This is a genomic window from Nocardia colli (assembly GCF_008704205.1).
GTDB classification, from domain to species: domain Bacteria; phylum Actinomycetota; class Actinomycetes; order Mycobacteriales; family Mycobacteriaceae; genus Nocardia; species Nocardia colli.
The window spans coordinates 1-16,971 of sequence record NZ_VXLC01000003.1; the positions used below are offsets into that span (position 1 = coordinate 1).

Genomic DNA, 16,971 nt, shown 5'->3' on the forward strand with positions numbered 1-16,971 from the left:
CGGCGCCAGCGCCTTCTCCTACCCCCTGATCTTCCTGCCATTCATCAGCTCGGCCTTCGTCCCCACCGGCTCCATGCCCGCCCCCGTACGCGCGTTCGCCGAAAACCAGCCGGTCACCTACATCGTCAACGCCGTCCGCAACCTCTTCTCCCAACAACCAGTAGGCGGCGACATCTGGATCGCCCTAGCCTGGTGCCTCGGTATCCTCGCCGTCGCCTACTTCTTCGCCATGCTCACCTACCGCCGCAAAATCTCCTGACACATCAGGCCTTCAGCGCACGGATCATGTTTACCAGTGCCTGCGCACCTGTCTGTACGAGACGATCATCCCGCGATGTTTGGTCTTCAGTTGCCCTGAAGTGGAGCTCGCCCTTCCAGCCGTCGATCGTGGCAACGAGTTCGACGTCAAGCCGTGTGCTGGCAGGATCGCCTCCCTTGGGGAGCGGCTCGGTAGCCGCTTTGACCGGCACACCGTCCGTGGTGAGAACCTTGGTCGGGTAATTCGTTGTAGGAGACGGCGGCCCGATCAAGGTACTACCCTCGAATGCGACCCCGAACAAGGACACATATCCGAGCGAAGAAGGCGATGTGGATCCGTCGTTCTTCTCGTAGGTACACCCGTTACCGCTACCGATCTTGTCGGTCAGCGCTTTTCCGCCGACGCCAACGCTGGTCTTCAGATCATCGGTACCGGATTGGATTGCGAAAAACTGTCTCGTAGAATCGCACAATGCCTGGATAGTGTGATTGTTGTCCGGATACTCATACTTCTCGGGTTGTGGACGCGGAAATAGTCCACAACCAGAAACCAGGACAATGATCGCCGAAATGCCCAGCAGGCTCCGCACATTCATGTCGCCTGCCACGCGGCGCCGGGGGATGTGATGTTGAAATCATTGGAATCGCAGCCTTCGTCGAGAGTCATTGCGAACAGGTCGATTCCGATCAAGTCAGTGGCCACTTTTCCCCCTGATCAGTCCCCACACGATCAGCCATGGTGCATCAGCAATCCGGCTGCTGCCGGACAGACCCTACCGTTCTGCTCATCGCGCCTGCAAGGCCGATGTAGGCATGTGGTCGAGTTGCCATCGCCTGCCGTCCTGTTGGGCGGCGCCACAATCTATTTACGTCGCATCGGCTTGGAGCCCGGTTCGCCGCTCATACCCGATCGTCGGCGGTATTCGACGTTGCGGGATCGCCGGAGGGGAGTGGGATGTCGGTGTCGAGGGAGAGGGGGAGGCCGAGGGCTGGGGTGTTGTCGGGGGTCCAGGTGAATTTTTGGGCTCGGGTGGTTCGGCGGTCGTAGGTGTATTCGCTGGTGTCTTTGGCGTGGTAGACGATCCAGTCCTCGGTGCCGTCGGGGCTTTGGAAGAAGCCGTTGGAGCCGGGGCCGAAGACGCCGGCCGGGTCGTTGCGGGTGAAGAGTGCGGTTGGGTGTTGGCGCCAGTTGGCGGGGACGAGGGGGTCGGCGCCGGGTGGGAGGGAATGCATCCATAGCTGGTAGTCCGGTTTGCCGGTGTCGCAGGTGGAGTAGACCAGATAGGTGGTGCCGTTGCGTTGGATTGTTGTCGGGGCTTCGCGGACCTCGTCGCATCCGCCCGCGGACGGCAGATACACGGCTCGGCCGGACACGGTGACGGGGTCGCTCATCGGGGCGATGTGCAGGAGGTTGTTCGGGCCGCTCCACAGCAGGTAGAGCTGATCGCCGAGCTGGAGCAGTTCCGGATCGATCGACCATACTTCCGGAGCGCCGAGCTGCCCCGCGAAGGTGTACGGGCCCAACGGATCTGAACCCTCGGACTGCAAGACGTAGAGGCGGTGACCGTCGCGGCTGCCGTCGCCGGCGCTGTAGTAGAAGTACCAATGTCGGTCGAGCAGACGGAAAGACGGCGCCCACATGTCCTGATTGCGGGTGGGATCCGGGTCGCACCAGACCGTATTCGGTTGTGCGGCAGCCAGATCGGCAAGCGAAGATGCCTTCCAGATCCGCAAGGCGGTGTTCTGGCTGGTCGAAAGGTAGTAGTTCCCTGCGTAATAGGTCAGGAACGGATCGGCCGCCGGATTCAACGCATTGCGAAACGTCCCGCCGGTTCCCGCACTGTGTGGATGCTCGACCATCGAACGTCACCCCATCGTCGCGGATCTCGTAACGTGCGCTCGCCCAGAACTCTAGGCCATCCCTCGGCGCCGACCACCCGGAAACCGCTGGATCATGGCGCTGTGATTCACAGGAATTGCCCGCTGGCCAGGTAGGGCGCTGGAGTCGGCATCCCACGCACAGCGATATAGCCTTCCTGGCCGATCCGGAGTCCGGCGGCCAATCCGACGTCGATCGCCCACTCGTTCGCGGTGGTGATGCAGTTGACGAGCGTGTCGGCGTCCGCGGCGGCGAGCGCCTCCCACAGCAGGTTTTCCGCGGTCCGCTGATCAGCGGCGGCAAGCAGAATCGGCCGTCCTCGGCCATCGAGGTAAACGTAGCCCGGCGCGGCCCGGGACACGACCAGGCGATGACCGGCCAGCAGATACTGGTGATCAGCCCCGTGACCGCCCCCGCGGAGCCGCTGGTCCAGCCGGTCCATCCACTCGAAATCGTCAGCCGACCCCTCGGACAGTCCGGTCACCGCCGCAAGTTCGGTGCGATCGACCGTGCCGATCATGCGCATCTGCGGATGCAGCGAGAACCCGGCCAGTCGGTAGCGTCGAGTGGCGCCGGGATGCACGGACGAGGAGAACATTCCTTGACGACCATCGGCGTGAGTCAAAACCGCGTCGAGTAACCGTTTCCCGATGCCCTGCCCTTGGCGGCTCGACAACACCCCGTAGGTTGCCAAGTACCACAGGCGATCTCGATTCTGCGCGACCGCGAATCCGACGATCTGCGCACCGTCGGCCGCAACCCAGCAACCTTGCGGGTCGACCCCGAGGAAGTAGCGCATGCGATCGATCCAGCGCTCGGCGGCGAGTTCCGATCGAGGCTCGGGTTCGGGTTCACCGACCCGCCGATCACGTCGATCACTGTCGAGAAAGACCGCAGCGGAGGTGCGTTCCGCACCGGGCAAGTCGCCCGCGTGCATCGGCCTGACCTCTACACAATCCATCCGCTCACGGTACGAACTACGCCGGTGGAGGGGAAATGATTTTCAGGATCGGTTGGGGAACTCCCGTTGGGCGGCTGGCGTGCCTGCGGCGTCGTAGAGAACTTGCAGGTTGTCGCGGCCGAAGAATTCGGTGGCGTCGAGTCCGCCGCCGATCAGCGTGAAGTATTGCGCCCGTCCGAGTTCGCTGCCGGCGGCGGCGCCGAACGCGGCTCGGTACAGCGGCGGAAGCGCCAGTTCGGCGAGGGTGTGGGTGAATTCGTAGTACGGGGCGGAACGCTTGTCGCGCAGCCGTTCGTAGTCGCGCACCGCCTCGTCGATGGGTTGCGCACCGGACAGGCCCGCGTGCAGGTGATCTGCGAGCAATTCGGCGTAGACCAGCGCGTCGGAGATGCCCGCCCCGGTGTACGGGTCCTTGTGGTAGCCGGCATCGCCGACCAGCGCCCAGCCGGGGCCCGCGGAACGGCGGTAATAGTTCTCCGAATAGCGCATGACCCGGAATCGTTCGGCGCGGCTGCCGCAATCACGGAGTCGGGCACCGAAATCCGGCGCGATCTGATCGAACACCTGGTGAAAGTTGCCCTCGACATCCGCACGGAAGTCCGCGAACCGATCCAGCCTGCGCATCACGGCGACCACATGCTGGTTGTCGTTGGTCGGCCAGGCGCCGAACCACTGCCGATCGCTGCTGGCCCGGATCTGCCAACCCCAGTCGAGCCCGTCGTAGTAGTTGTAGGCGAAGAACCCGGACGGCGGCACCACGTGGTGATACTCGGCATCCACCAGATTGCCGACAGTGGAATTGCGTCCGTCCGCCCCCACGACGAAATCGGCGCGGAATTCCTGCTCGCGCCCGCCCGCGGAACTACCCCGCACCCCGGCGACCCGCCCCTCCCGCCACACCAGATCGGTGACGGTGAACTTCTCCAGCACGTCGGCGCCGGCCGCCCGCGCGGCGTCGACCAGCAGCGCGTCGAGCACGGTCCGGCGCGGGGCGTAGGTCGCGATGACGCCATCGATCTCGGCGAATCCGGAGAGCGTGGACGAGAAATTCAGGCGGCGTATCGGAGTGGCGCCCGACGCAGCCAGCTTGTCCAGCAGCCCCCAATCGCGCAGCCGCGCGATGCCCAGCTGAAGGATGTAATGCGTGGAAACCGTATCGCTCGGAAAGCTGTTCCGGTCGACCACGAGCACCCGATGCCCCTGGCGGGCCAGCAGCATGGCCAATGGCGAGCCGGCGCAGCGCGCACCGACGACGATGACGTCGTACATGAGAAAATGACTCCTTTATCGCCCGTCAGCAATTCTGACCCGTTTCGAACCATAGAATGCGTTGCCGCGCAAGGGAACCGGCCATTCGGACGAATAATTCCGCCGAGCGGCCGGGCTGCGGCGGTAGCCGATCGGCGGTGCTCGAAAGGCTTGTCGGCCCCTCTGTTTCAGCCATTCGGCGGGGCGTAATGCGTCTCGCCCGTGGGTAGCGTCGACCTGGTGAATCAGGAAACGATATTTGACCTGGCATATCGTAAGATCTGGTTAGTCGTCGGCGCCGCCGCTTTGGTCCTGACCGCCTGTTCGGCAACGACCGAGGAGCGACTCGTCGCGGATATCCGGGCCGATACGAATCGAGACGGCATCGTCGACGGAAAGGATGTCGGCGACGGCATCGAAAAAGGCAAATGGACAGCCGAATACGGCGCGATCGTGCTGCCGAACATCGGGGATGTGGCGCGCCGCTGCCCGACGAGCCGAAGCCCGGTGTCCGACGCCGAACTCGCCGGATGTCACGACGCGGCCGATGACGTCGCGCGCGCACCGGACTACCTGGCGCCCATGATGACCATGCCGGTCGGGCGCGGCGTCGCCGGAATGACCGGGCGGGTGGAACCGATGGGCGTCGGCGCCGACAAGATCCGCATCTTCGTCAAGCGGCAAGATTCCTGGATCAGGTTGCGGCCCGATGAGAATCTGACCGACGCCGAATTACGTGACGGTGCCACCCTGGGCATCGACTCCCGAGATGTCGTGCGTGACCGGGCCGTGTGGGATGGCTCCGTCACCGTTCGTTTCACCGTCCGAACCGGCGGCCGAACGGTCACCGACGATATCGCCCTGCGAGTAGCTCCGCTCCTCCTGCACAGCCACAACCAGAACGCCGAGGCGCTGGTGATCCCGTCGAGCGCCGACGACCCGGCGTATGACCGATTCGTCGGTGATTTGACCGCCGCCGCGCAGGCCAGCGGCGTGACCGCACCGCTGATCACCATGAATACCACCGACACCTGGGCACAGGATTTCGTCGAATTCGGCTACGTCTCGATGCCCGGCGCGGGCGGAAAGACCATTTCGCTGCGCGTCGCGATCCGCTCGCCGCAACCGGAGCGGGAAGGCGGCCGGTCCGTCTTCGACCTCAGAGGACCCGGTATGGGCGCGATCCAGCTCGGCGGCGCCGGTGATCGCCACGTGGACTCGTTCGGCAATGTCGAGACGATCCCGCCGTACACGCACAACGGAAACGAGTTTCCGCAGGGCCGCGTGATCATCGGCACCGGCAACCGGAACGATGCCACCGTCGGCAGCCCGGAGCTACAGAAATTCTTTGCCGCCCAGCAGATTCAGCCGCCGCTGACCCTGGACACCACCTGGCTGGTGGTCGGCCACGTCGACGAGTTCATCCAGTTCCTGCCGACTCCGTCCGGTCGAGGGTGGCGGCCCGCGGTCTCCGATCCGCGGCGCGGGCTCGAATTACTGCGCGAACAGCAACGAGCCGGTCACGGCGCCGAACCGGCGTTCTCCAAACCGGGCGCACCCGACCGGACCATCGACAACGTCCTGGCGGACCAGCGCTTCGTCGCCGACAACGAATTCGCGGCCCGCAAAATCGACGAGAACGTCGAGCGCGTGTTCCAGGAGACCGGTACGAAACCCGAAGACTTCGTACGCATTCCAGGTCTCTACGAGCTGTCGGCCGGCATCGACGACGAACCGGACGCACTGGTCAGCTTCTACCCGGGTGCCATCAACGGAGTCCTGATCAACGCGTCGAACTACATCGCGCCGCGGCAATGGGGCCCGGTCGTCAACGGGCGCGACGTGTTCGAGGCCGCGGTCACCGACGCCTACCGGTCCGCCGGAGTCTCGGTGCACTATGTCGACGACTGGGAGACGCTGCACGTGGCGGGCGGCGAAATACATTGCGGCACAAATGTGCTCCGGCAGACCGGAATTCTGCCGATCGCCCGGTGAACACCGGGCGGGTATAGGCGAAAACTACCGATGCGACCGCTCAGCTCCATGGCGAGGCTGGTGGCAACGCATTCGAGGACCGAGGAGTGGATAACGTGGCTTGGAGCACTCGCCAGCTCGCCGAACTCGCCGGCACCAGCATCCGGACCGTGCGGCACTATCACGACGTCGGCCTGCTGGCCGAACCCGAACGAATGCCCAACGGCTACAAGAGTTACGACGAGACCCATCTGGCCCGCCTGCTGCGGGTCAAACACCTTGCCGATCTGGGCTTCTCGTTGGCCCAGATCGCCAGGATGGGCGAGACCGGACCGTCCGAGCAATCCGTGCGCGCCTTGGACGCCGACCTCGCCGCGGCCATCGAACGGCTGCAACGGATGCGCGCCGAACTGGCCCAGACCCTGCACCCGGTCGACATCCCCGCGAGACCGGCACCGGCCGGCCTCCAGCCGATCGGATGACGATCCCCGCCAACCGGCTGGAACATCCGCGCCGGACGGCCGCTATCGGTGATCCGCGCTATCCAGCCGGCTATTGCCGAGGCACCCTTGGCGGACATTTCGTTGATGAAAGTGTGTTCATGATTCGCGTGGCAATAGTGGACGACGAGGCGCTCGTGCGATCGGGTTTCACGCTGATCCTCGGCGCCGCCGACGATATCGAGGTCGTCGTCACCAGCGATGGAATGGGCGCGGTCGGCGCGATCCGGGCGGCGGATCCGCAGGTCGTGCTGCTCGATATCCGGATGCCGAACGTCGACGGCCTGCACATCCTGTCGAAGCTGCTCGAAGCGCCGCAGCCGCCGATCGTGGCCATGCTGACGACCTTCGCCGCGGACGAGTACATCGCCGACGCATTGCGCAGGGGCGCTTCCGGTTTCATCCTCAAGGACACTGAGCCGCAGCATCTCGGCGCGATGGTCCGGGCGTTGGCGGGCGGCGCGGTGGTGCTGTCGCCGAAGGTCACCAAGGCGGTGGTCGAAAGCTATCTCGACACGGTCGACACCGGGGCGCCCGAACTGGTGCGGCGGCTGACGAATCGGGAGCGGGACATCGTCGTGCTCATCGCGGACGGCTTGTCCAACGCGGACATCGGCGTGCGTCTGCATCTGAGCATGGGGACCGTAAAAGACTCCGTCAGTGCGATTTTCGCCAAGCTGAACATCAGCACCCGGGTGCAGGCCGCGCTGATCGCCGAGCGGGCCGGCATCCTCCGCGCCGACCTACCGTGAGCGGACGCAAACCGGGCTGGCCGGTCGCCGTCGACCTGGTTCTGGCCGCGATCGGGGCCTTCGACGTCTGGTGCAATCGCGATGTGCCCCTTGCCATGTGGGAGATCGGCGTCGCGCTGCTCGCCGCGGCGGGGTTGCTCCTGCGCCGGTGCGCGCCGATCGTCGCGTTCGCATGCACGTTGCCGGCGACGATGCTGGTCGGGGCGCTGCTGGCGCCGATGGCGGCGATGTATTCGGTGGCGCGTAGTTCGACGCCGCGGTGGATCGTCGCGGTGTTCGCCGTCCTGCTCGGGGCGTCCTGCCTGTATACCTCGCCCGATGGCGATTTCCGGTTGACCGATCTCGAATTCCTGCTCCACCAAATAGTTTTCGCCACGCTGGTCGGCGCGGGACCGGCCGCGCTGGGGTGGCTGGTGGCGACGCGACAGCGGCTGGCCCGGCAGATGGACGAGATCGACCGCGTCTACGCCCACGAACGCGAGCTGCAAGTGGCGGCCGCGCGGGATCGCGAACGCGCCGAATTGGCCAGGGAGATGCACGATGTGGTCTCCCACCAGGTCAGTCTCATCGCGGTGCAGGCCGGAGCCCTGCAGATGGTGAGCACTGATCGCGATGCTCGCTCGGCCGCGGATGTCATTCGCAAACTCAGCGTCAAAACCCTCGACGAGCTGCGGCACATGGTGAAGGTCCTGCGCGCCCCGGCCGCGGCGGGCGAGATCGGCCCGCAACCGTCCATCGACCATCTTCCGGCGCTCCTGGCCAATAGCGCCCTACCGGTCGAACTGATCGGCCAGTGGCCGGAGAACCTGACGCCGGCCGGCGAACGCGCCATCTATCGGACGGTTCAGGAGGCGCTGACCAATGTGCACAAGCACGCGCCCGGCGCGGCGGTGACCATCGCCTCCGCGTACACCGATCGTGCTGTGACAGTGTCGATTACGAACACCAGGTCCGAGGAGCCGCCGGTGGAACTGCCCAGTGCGGGTTCCGGCATCGCCGGTCTACGTCAACGCGCGCAGCTGCTGGGCGGAACGGTTACGGCACAGGCACTTCCGGACGGCGGTTGGACCGTGCGTCTCCAATTGCCCCGAACCTGAGCACAAATGGCCTGCCGGTCCTGAACCAGGGAACAGGGGAGAGCCCCGGTGCGGACCGGCAGGCCGCCTGGTGATCGAACCGGCGGCGCGCGACCGAGCGAAGACGACGGACTCTCGGATCCCGTGGCCGGTGGCTCAAACGATCACCCCTTCGACGCTAGTCGTGCAGCCGCGCAGGCGGATCCCCCCGATCAGCTGAATCCACCCGCCACTCGGCTGGCGCGGATACCGTCAGCGAGGTGGTCCGAGGACAGCAACCCGTGGCGTGAAGTTCGTGGGGAATCCGGCCCCGTCGAGTACAACCGACCGGGCGGCCGTCGCGCATCTCCCACAGCGGATGCAGGATCCGGGATCTCGGACGGCCGTCGCCGCTCACCGAAGTGATTGTGCACCAGACGATCTCCTGGGTGAATCGAAAGAAGTCGGCTTGGATCGCTTCGAATGTCGCCGCCATGCGGCACCTCCTGAACTTGTTTCACGATGTCCGGCACGGACTGCTATCGCGTTTGCCGCCGCGCGCACAGCGGTCGACGTCAGCCGCGGTGGACCGCGCCCCGAATACACCAACCGGTCTCGCGTTCCTTCACCGCAGCCCGGTGCGCAGGGCATCGACGCGGCCGACGGCCGCGCGGAACGCCGCGGGATCGAGCCCGCCGTTGGTGTAGGCATCGGCCAAAGCTGTTGTGGCGTCGCGTCCTTGGTCGAGGTCGCGGGCCGAGCACAGGATCAGATCCATCCCGGCGGCAGCGGCGGTTACCGCGCGTTGGCCGGTGTCGCCGAAGGCGCTCAGCGCGCCGGCCTCCAGCGCATCGGTGATGGTCACACCGCGAAAGCCGTTGTGGCCGCGCAGTTCCTGGTTGATGATGGTGGGGGAGAGTCCCGCCGGGCGGTCCGCGTCGAGGGCGGGATAGGTGGCCCAGGACATCATCACCAGTTTCACTCCCGCGACCACGGCCACGGAGTACGGGACCTCGTCGCGCGACCACAGCGTGGACCGGCTCACTGGAAGCGTCACGGGGCCGAGATCGGTGTTTTCTCCGGCCGGAGCGGAGCCGAGGCCCGGAAAGTGCTTGGCCGTCGCGGCAATACCCGTCGACTGTTGGGCCGCGATGAACGCCGAGCCGAGCGCGGCGACAACCAGCGGATTGTCACTGTAGGAGCGCTGATAACGGTCGATGAAGTTGCCGGGCGTGTCGTAGACATCCAGCACCGGCGCGAGATTCACGTTCATCCCCACGCCACGCAGATTGTTCCCCGCCCCGAACCCCGTGCTGACCGCGGCTCCCAGCGAATTCGCGGACTGACCGACCTGCTTCGCCGACAGCACCGGCTCACCAGGCAGCCGCCGCACCAGCCCGCCCTCCTGATCCGTCATCAACAACAACGGCGCCGAGATAGGACTCTGCGCTTGGGCCTGCCGCAACCGAGCAACCACCCCGGCGATCTGGTCGGTACTCGAAATGTTCTCCCCGAAGAAGATCACCCCGGCCGCCCGTCCGCCCCGAATGTCCTCGAACAGCGACTCCGGCGGAACCAGCCCCGGATACGAGTAGATCACCCGCTGCCCGGCCAGCTGCTGCGGAGTCAACCCGGGATCCGCCCCGGCCGTTGCCCCCACGAACCCCGCGGACACCAACAGCAACGCCAAGACGGCCGCGAAGAGCCCCCGAAAACGACTCCTGCCCCAGCTAATCGGTTGCGCCATAACGGAACTCCCTGTTCACCCGACTCCCCCAATGATCCCTCACCCGTCGGCCCGCCGTGCCGACTTCACGTCCTTTGCCGCCAAATATGTTCGTGTGCGTCGCACTGCCGTAGTCCTCCGATATAGGGTCTGAACTGGGGTTCGATTCCTTTCTCATCGCGTGCTGGTCGTAACGGATGACGGGTCCGACCAGCGGGGCCGGTGCAGAGGAGCGTGTATGGCGAGAACGCAGTTACTTCGGCTCAGGCTCGGCGCATGATGCCGGAGCGGGAGCAGTTCGCTGCCGAGACCGCGGGGTTTCGGCGGGAGTTGCTGGCGCACTGTTATCGGATGGTCGGGTCGGCGCAGGACGCCGAGGATCTGGTGCAGGAGACCTACCTTCGGGCGTGGCGGTCGTATGCCGGGTTCGAGGGGCGGGCGTCGGTTCGGGCCTGGCTTTATCGGATCGCCACCAACGTTTGTTTGACGGCGTTGCGGCGGCGGCAGGTTCGGGTGTTGCCGTCGGGTCTGTCGGGTGCGTATGAGGGCCCTGATCGAGCGCCGAGTCTGGTTGCGTCGGCGGATGTTTCGTGGTTTGAACCATTACCTGACGAGTGGGTCATTCCGGCCGGGGACGATCCGGCCGAGGTTGTGGTCGCTCGTGAGTCGCTGCGGTTGGCGCTGATCGCGAGCCTTCAGCATCTGCCTGCGCGGCAACGCGCGATCCTCCTCCTGCGGGAGGTGCTGGCGTTCTCGGCGGCCGAGACCGCGGCGATTCTCGGTACCACCACCGCGGCGGTCAAAAGCGGTTTGCAGCGGGCTCGGGCACGGCTCGATGAACTCGATCCGAAGCCGGCGGAATTGCTCGAACCGGCCGATCGGCGGGCACGTGCGCTGCTGGATGGGTACATCGCGGCGTTCGAGCAGTCCGATGCGAAGCTGTTGGAACAGGTGTTGCGCACGGATGCCACGCTCGAGGCGACACCGTTCCGCGATTGGTCGGCGGGGCGGACGATGTGTATCCGCATGCTCGGCAACTACGTGCTGGGGGCGCCCGGTGACTGGCGGATGTTCGCGACCACCGCGAACGGGCAGCCTGCCGCAGTGGTCTATCACCGGGATGTGGATGGCGTGCTGCGGGCATACGGTGCCGTTGTGCTGGAAGCGACCTCCGGCGGGGTGTCGCGGGTGGTCGCGTTTCACCATTCCGCTTTGGTCACAACGACGTTCGGCTTCCCGGACGTGCTCACGGACTGACCTGGGCTGGTGCCTGCCGTGTGTGGGCAGGCACCAGCACGCTCAGGGCAGCAAGGCGAGTTTGCCTACGGTCGCTCTGTTTTCGAGTTCCGCGAGCGCCTTCGGGCCGTCGGCCAGTGCGTATGTGGTGGGTTGTCCGGGGGTGAGCACGCCCGCGGCGATGAGCTCGAACAGCTCGCCCATGAGTTCACCGAAGAGCTGCGGTGTGCGCTGGACGAGTATGCCGACATTGAGGCCGATGAGGTGGATCTGGTGTCTGTACACCAGGTCCCAATTGGTGACCGAGGCCTCGCTTTCTGCCAACCCTGAGACGATGACCCGGCCGGTAACACGTTTGGCCACAGCAAGACTCGTATCGAAAGTCGCTCCGCCCACCGACTCCAGCACCACATCGACGCCCGCGCCGTCGGTCAACTCCAGTACCTCGGCAGCGAGGTCCGCACCGCGGGAGTTGAGCACATGGTCGGCGCCCAGTGCCCGCACTGTGTCGTGTTTGCCCGGCGAGGCGGCGGCGATGACCGTCGCGCCGTAGTGCTTGGCCAGCCGCACCGCGGCCTGCCCGGTCGCACCGGCCGCGGCATGGATCAGCACGGTCTGCCCGGCGGCGACGTCGCCGAGGGGTTTGAGCGCGGCCAATGCCGTCGGCCAGTTCACGATCAGGCCCAGCGATTGCTCGGCGGTCCGGCCGGCGGGCACCGGCGCCGCTGCGGGCAGCACCATGTATTCGGCGAAAGCGCCTGAGCCGACTCCGACTACGCACGTCCCGATGCTCAGATCGGTCACCGCCTCGCCCACGGCGACGATCTCACCCGCCGCCTCGAAACCGGGTACGTACGGCGGCTGCGGGTTGTCGGAAGTGGCGCCGTGCGTCTGCGAGATATCGCGGAAGTTCACGCCGGCCGCGGTGACCCGAATCAGGATGTCGTTCCGGCCGGGGACCGGTACCGGTGCGTCGGTGATCAGTCGCATGTCCTGCGGGCCGTTCAGTGACGTCTGCTGAAGTGCGCGCATGGTGACGGGGAGGCGCAAGGCAATCAGCCCTTCTACTCGGTGAGTGGGATCGAGCCCGGGCCGGGCCCCTCACCATGTAGACCTCCGTCGTCACCGAAAGGAATCGTCAAAGGCGTTGATCGAGATCCGCTTCGACGGCAAACCGGCGAGCCGCAAGCCGAGCCGCGTAGCGGTCCTTGCGGTTGCGAAGTGCCGTAACGATGACCATGGACGGGTCGGGGGTTGTGCTCCGCGAAGCGCACCCACAACGGCTTCGTCCGGTCTGTACGGGACATCTCGTTCCTCTCGGAACCCGCCGCCCGATCCCCGGACTCTCCGGGATGGGGCGGCTAGGTTTGCCATTTCATGGCGACACCTTCCTTTGGATTATGTATCCGCCTGGCCGGCAGACTCGGTACGACGCACCGCGGCGCCGTCGAGCTGGTCGATCGTGACGATGGACGGTTTACGCTCGCGTTGCAGGTCTTTCGCGACATCTTCCGCGTCGCGAAGGACGCGAACAGCGTTGTGCCAGGTCAATTTTCCGATGTCGGATTCGGACCAGCCGCGCCCGAGGAGTTCGGCGATCAGACCCGGGTACCCGGAGACGTCGCCCAGATCCGCAGGCAGGTAGTCGGTACCGTCGAAGTCGCCGCCGAGACCGATATGGTCGACGCCGACGATGTCGCGCACGTGCTCGAGATGATCGGCCACCGCCGCCGACGTCACCTGCGGGCGTGGGTGAGTGGCCTCGAACGTCCGGCGGCATTCCATCGCCTCCGGCGACCAGTCCATCCGGTGGAACCCTTGGGTCAGCACGTATTCGTCGGCCGCCGCCGCCCAGTCCTTGGCGGCGGGTGCCAGGAAATACGCGACGAACGCGGTCATCGCCACGCCGCCGTTGGCGGGCAGCGTCGCCAGGACATCGTCGGGGATATTGCGCGGGTGGTCGCAGATCGCGCGGGCGCAGGAGTGCGAGAAGATCACGGGCGCTTCGGAAACCGCGATCGCCGCCCGCATGGTGTCGGGCGCGACGTGGGAGAGGTCGACCAGCATGCCGACGCGGTTCATCTCCCGCACCACCTCTTCGCCGAAGGCGGTCAGCCCACCGGCCTTCGGCTCGTCGGTGGCCGAATCCGCCCACGGCACATTGTCGTTGTGCGTGAGGGTCATGTACCGCACGCCCAGTTGATGCAGCGTGCGCAGCGTCGCGAGCGAGCTGTTGATGCTGTGCCCGCCCTCGGCGCCGATCAACGACGCGATCCGGCCCGCGGCGCGGGCGGCCTCCATGTCGTCGGCGGTGGCGGCCGATTGCAGCCGATCGGGGAACCGGTCGATCAGCGCCCGGACGAAGTCGATCTGTTCGAGGGTGGCGCTGACGGCGGAGTCCCCGGTCAAGCTGCTGGGTACGTACACCGACCAGAACTGCGCGCCGACACCACCGGCGCGGAGCCGGTCGAGATCGGTATGCAGTCGTCCGGTCTGATCGGCCGCCAGGTCGATGGCGTCGAGATCGTAACCGGCCTCGGTGCGCATGGCCCAAGGAAGATCGTTGTGGCCGTCCACCACCGGGGTGTCGCGGAGGATGGCGTGTGCTCGATCGAGATGAGGAGAAGTCACGCCTCCGTTCTATACGCGCGACGCATGGGCGTCGACTGCGTTTACGCGTCGAGCACCTTCCCCGGATTGAACAGGCCGAGGGGGTCCAGGGTGCGCTTGATCGCGATCATGAGATCGACGGCCGCGCCGTGTTCCTCGCGCAGGTACTTCTTCTTGGCGAGGCCGATCCCGTGCTCGCCGGTCGCGGTTCCGCCGACGGCTAGTGCGTGGTGGACCAGGCGGGCGGAGAACTCTTGCACCGCAGCGTGATTGAGGTCGGTGTAGGGGACGATGGTGTGCACGTTGCCGTCGCCGATGTGCCCGGCGACGCTGACGTCCAAGCCGAGTTCTTCCCCGGTCCGAGTCGCGGTATCGACCGCGGTGGCGAGTTGTGCGTAGGGGACGGCGGTGTCGGTCACCATGAATTGGCTGCCTGGGTGGCGTGCCTTGAGCGCGAAGTAGAGGTTGTGCCGGTCTTCCCAGAGCGCGTGCCGCTCGGTGTGGGTGCGTGCGGCCGAGATATCGATGGCCTTGTGGGCCTGCACGATCCGCCGGATCTCCTGCTCCTCGGCGACGCCCGCCGGTTCCGACGACGATTCGATGTCGATGAACAAGGCCGGTGACTCGGCATAGCCCGCGCCACGAAACTCGTTGAGCGCGATCATGCCCGGGGCGTCCACCAGCTCCAGCCTGCTCACCGGCAGCGCCGCGCCGATCATGTCGAGCGCGGCATCGACTGCGGCGGACACGGTGGGGAACGAGATGCGCAGCGAGCGTATCCATTCCGGAATCGGATGCAGGCGGACGGTCAGTTCGGTGATGATGCCGAGTGTTCCGGCGGAGCCGATGAGCAGGTCCTTGAGGTCGTAGCCGCTCGACGATTTGCGGACTGCGCGGCCGAGCCGCACGACGGTCGCGTCCGGGAGAACAGCTTGCAGGGCAAGGACATTCGCGTGCATTCCACCGTAGCGGACGGTGGTGGTGCCGCTGGCATTGGTCGCGGCCATTCCGCCAAGCGAAGCGTCGGCGCCGGGGTCGACTGTGAATTGCAGACCGAATTCTGCTGTCGCGGCGTTGAGTTGGGTGCGGGTGACGCCCGGTTGCACCGTGGCGGTGAAATCTACGGGGGAGATATCCAGGATCGAATTCGCCTGAGACAGGTCGACGATCAGCTCGTTGCCCTGGGCGAGCAGATGCCCTTCCAAACTCGTTCCGGCGCCGCGGGAGATGAGCGGGGTTCGGGTCGCCTGCGCCCAGTGGACCAGCGCGGCAACCTCGTCCGCGTCGGCCGGGTAGGCGACTCCGGACGGTCGTTGCCCGGCCTGCCCGGTCTCATCGACCGTGAACTGGTCGAGAACCGCGGGGCGAGTGTCGATCTCGATGGGCGGACCGTCGAACGAGATGGTCATCGTGCTCCTCCATCCGGGCTGGGCTCGAAGCCGGTGCCCGCATGGTAGGTCTCGTGTGTCGGCCCTCGCCAGCGATCGAGGTCAGTCGATCGGGGTCAGGGGGTGTCCAGTGCGGTCGCGGGGACACCGTAGGGCAGGAAGCGGACGCGACGCCGTTCGTCGGTGTTGTCGCGATGCGCGCGCAGGGCCTCGAGCTCGCTCGGGAACACCTGCTCGATCCTGGCCTCGCCGTCGTCGACGATGCTGTAGATGACCCACACCCCGCTGCCGGTCTCGCCGGTGGTCTCGTCCTCCGGTTTCGTCGTCCGCGGCCGCTCCGGCTGCACGAACTGACCGAACAGCGACGCCAGCGTATTCACGCCGCTGCGATCGACATACTCGCCGGCCTTTCCGATGAGGTCGCGGATTTCGATCCCCGCCTCCCGCAACGCGCGTTCGAATTCTTCCGGACCGATCCCAAAAGGTCTATCGGATGCCATCACATTGCTCCTGGAGGTGAATTCAGCGCTTCCCCCCAGTGTCCTCGCGCCACCCCGATTCCGCCACGACCGGGCCAGGACGCCGGGTCAGAGCCCTATTCGATGCCCTCGTACCCCACCCCGCTAACGAGTCGGACATCTGAGTGCCGCTGTACCGGCAGGCCCGGACGACTCGGTCCGTAGACTTTCATCCGTGACCGATATCGCGGACTTTGCTCGGCTGATCGATGGTGATCATGGCCTTTGTGTGGTGTCTACCTCGAGGGCGGATGGGACCGTTCAGTCCTCGCTGGTGAATGCGGGGGTGCTGGCGCATCCGCAGACGGGGGAGCGGGTGGTGGGGATGGTGATTCGTGGGGGCACACGGAAATTGGAGAATCTGCGGGTTCGGGCGCGGATGACGGTGGTTGCTCGGGTCGGGTGGGCCTGGGCGGCGGTTGAGGGGGCGGTGTGGATCGTGGGGCCTGATGACGAGGTGCCGGGGATCGACGGCGAACGGCTGCGGGTGTTGTTGCGGGAGGTGTTCACCGCGGCGGGTGGGACGCACGACGACTGGGACGAGTACGACCGGGTGATGGCTGCGGATCGGCGCGCAGTCGTTCTCGTCGTCCCGGAGCGCGTGTACGGGAACGGCTGAGACGACGAGAAGTCGACTGCGGCAAGCGGTTTCGGTTATCCGCTGCCGCCGCGGTAGATGGTCGGCATGGAACCAGGGGGCTGCGGGGACCTGCCGTAACAGCTGAACGGCGGATTCTGCGATTGGACCGCGCAGAGACTCGCGCCCTGCGGTGTAGCTCAACCACATCGGCATGTTGTCGGACTGCATCGCGGGTCCGCCGATCGGCGCCTGCAGCCACTCGCGTCGATCCTGATAGTCCGTTGTT

15 protein-coding genes and 1 pseudogene are annotated in these 16,971 nt (G+C 65.9%); 7 read left to right on the top strand and 9 right to left on the bottom strand.

Features of this window, described 5'->3' with window-relative positions:
* Positions 1–259: ABC transporter permease (locus tag F3087_RS07015; protein ID WP_150401038.1), on the top strand; the 259-nt coding region annotated here is incomplete at its 5' end.
* 4 nt (positions 260–263) lie between these two features.
* On the opposite strand, the gene F3087_RS07020 is transcribed toward F3087_RS07015, so the two are convergent.
* The 4 genes from F3087_RS07020 to F3087_RS07035 form a co-directional block, all read right to left on the bottom strand.
* Positions 264–854 (bottom strand): hypothetical protein, encoded by a 591-nt coding sequence (locus F3087_RS07020; protein WP_191093825.1) that lies wholly within the window; start codon positions 852–854, stop codon positions 264–266.
* A 304-nt stretch (positions 855–1,158) separates the two neighbouring features.
* Entirely contained in the window at positions 1,159–2,118 is a 960-nt protein-coding gene (locus F3087_RS07025; RefSeq protein ID WP_150401040.1) for a glycoside hydrolase family 43 protein, read from the bottom strand.
* Positions 2,119–2,225: 107 nt separating this feature from the next.
* Complete coding sequence (locus F3087_RS07030) at positions 2,226–3,098, bottom strand: GNAT family N-acetyltransferase (RefSeq protein ID WP_223884892.1); 873 nt, start codon at positions 3,096–3,098, stop codon at positions 2,226–2,228.
* Between the two features lie 42 nt (positions 3,099–3,140).
* A complete protein-coding gene (locus tag F3087_RS07035) occupies positions 3,141–4,367 on the bottom strand; it encodes an NAD(P)/FAD-dependent oxidoreductase (protein ID WP_150401041.1) in 1,227 nt (408 codons plus the stop codon).
* Between the two features lie 219 nt (positions 4,368–4,586).
* Here F3087_RS07035 and F3087_RS07040 point away from each other — a divergent pair, with 219 nt between their 5' ends.
* From F3087_RS07040 to F3087_RS07055, 4 genes and pseudogenes are all read left to right on the top strand, one after another.
* Positions 4,587–6,341, top strand: coding sequence for a protein-arginine deiminase domain-containing protein (locus F3087_RS07040; RefSeq protein WP_150401042.1), 1,755 nt, complete (start codon positions 4,587–4,589; stop codon positions 6,339–6,341).
* A gap of 95 nt (positions 6,342–6,436) precedes the next feature.
* Positions 6,437–6,739 (top strand): annotated as a pseudogene (locus tag F3087_RS07045) (MerR family transcriptional regulator); the annotation flags it as partial.
* Positions 6,740–6,921: 182 nt separating this feature from the next.
* On the top strand, positions 6,922–7,572 hold the full coding sequence (locus F3087_RS07050; RefSeq protein ID WP_150401044.1) for a response regulator: 651 nt from the start codon (positions 6,922–6,924) through the stop codon (positions 7,570–7,572).
* Positions 7,569–8,669 carry a sensor histidine kinase gene (locus F3087_RS07055; protein WP_150401045.1) on the top strand — a complete coding sequence of 367 codons (1,101 nt, stop codon included), beginning with the start codon at positions 7,569–7,571 and terminating at the stop codon, positions 8,667–8,669. Before F3087_RS07050 ends, F3087_RS07055 begins: the two co-directional genes overlap by 4 nt.
* Positions 8,670–9,252: 583 nt before the next feature.
* Here F3087_RS07055 and F3087_RS07065 read toward each other — a convergent pair.
* The gene (locus F3087_RS07065) at positions 9,253–10,374 is read right to left on the bottom strand and encodes a glycoside hydrolase family 3 N-terminal domain-containing protein (RefSeq protein ID WP_150401046.1); all 1,122 of its coding nucleotides are present in this window, start codon (positions 10,372–10,374) and stop codon (positions 9,253–9,255) included.
* 213 nt (positions 10,375–10,587) lie between these two features.
* On the opposite strand from F3087_RS07065, the gene F3087_RS07070 reads away from it, so the two are divergent.
* Entirely contained in the window at positions 10,588–11,610 is a 1,023-nt protein-coding gene (locus F3087_RS07070; protein ID WP_223884893.1) for an RNA polymerase subunit sigma-70, read from the top strand.
* 42 nt (positions 11,611–11,652) lie between these two features.
* Here F3087_RS07070 and F3087_RS07075 read toward each other — a convergent pair whose 3' ends face one another.
* The 4 genes from F3087_RS07075 to F3087_RS07095 all read right to left on the bottom strand — a co-directional run bounded on the left by F3087_RS07075 (position 11,653) and on the right by F3087_RS07095 (position 16,087).
* Complete coding sequence (locus F3087_RS07075; RefSeq protein ID WP_223884894.1) at positions 11,653–12,639, bottom strand: NADPH:quinone oxidoreductase family protein; 987 nt, start codon at positions 12,637–12,639, stop codon at positions 11,653–11,655.
* Positions 12,640–12,987: 348 nt separating this feature from the next.
* Positions 12,988–14,220 (bottom strand): dipeptidase, encoded by a 1,233-nt coding sequence (locus F3087_RS07085; protein ID WP_150401049.1) that lies wholly within the window; start codon positions 14,218–14,220, stop codon positions 12,988–12,990.
* Between the two features lie 41 nt (positions 14,221–14,261).
* The gene (locus F3087_RS07090; protein WP_150401050.1) at positions 14,262–15,608 is read right to left on the bottom strand and encodes an FAD-binding oxidoreductase; all 1,347 of its coding nucleotides are present in this window, start codon (positions 15,606–15,608) and stop codon (positions 14,262–14,264) included.
* A 95-nt stretch (positions 15,609–15,703) separates the two neighbouring features.
* Positions 15,704–16,087, bottom strand: coding sequence for a hypothetical protein (locus F3087_RS07095; protein WP_150401051.1), 384 nt, complete (start codon positions 16,085–16,087; stop codon positions 15,704–15,706).
* A gap of 193 nt (positions 16,088–16,280) precedes the next feature.
* On the opposite strand from F3087_RS07095, the gene F3087_RS07100 reads away from it, so the two are divergent.
* Complete coding sequence (locus tag F3087_RS07100; RefSeq protein ID WP_150401052.1) at positions 16,281–16,724, top strand: pyridoxamine 5'-phosphate oxidase family protein; 444 nt, start codon at positions 16,281–16,283, stop codon at positions 16,722–16,724.
* Positions 16,725–16,971 lie beyond the last annotated feature (247 nt).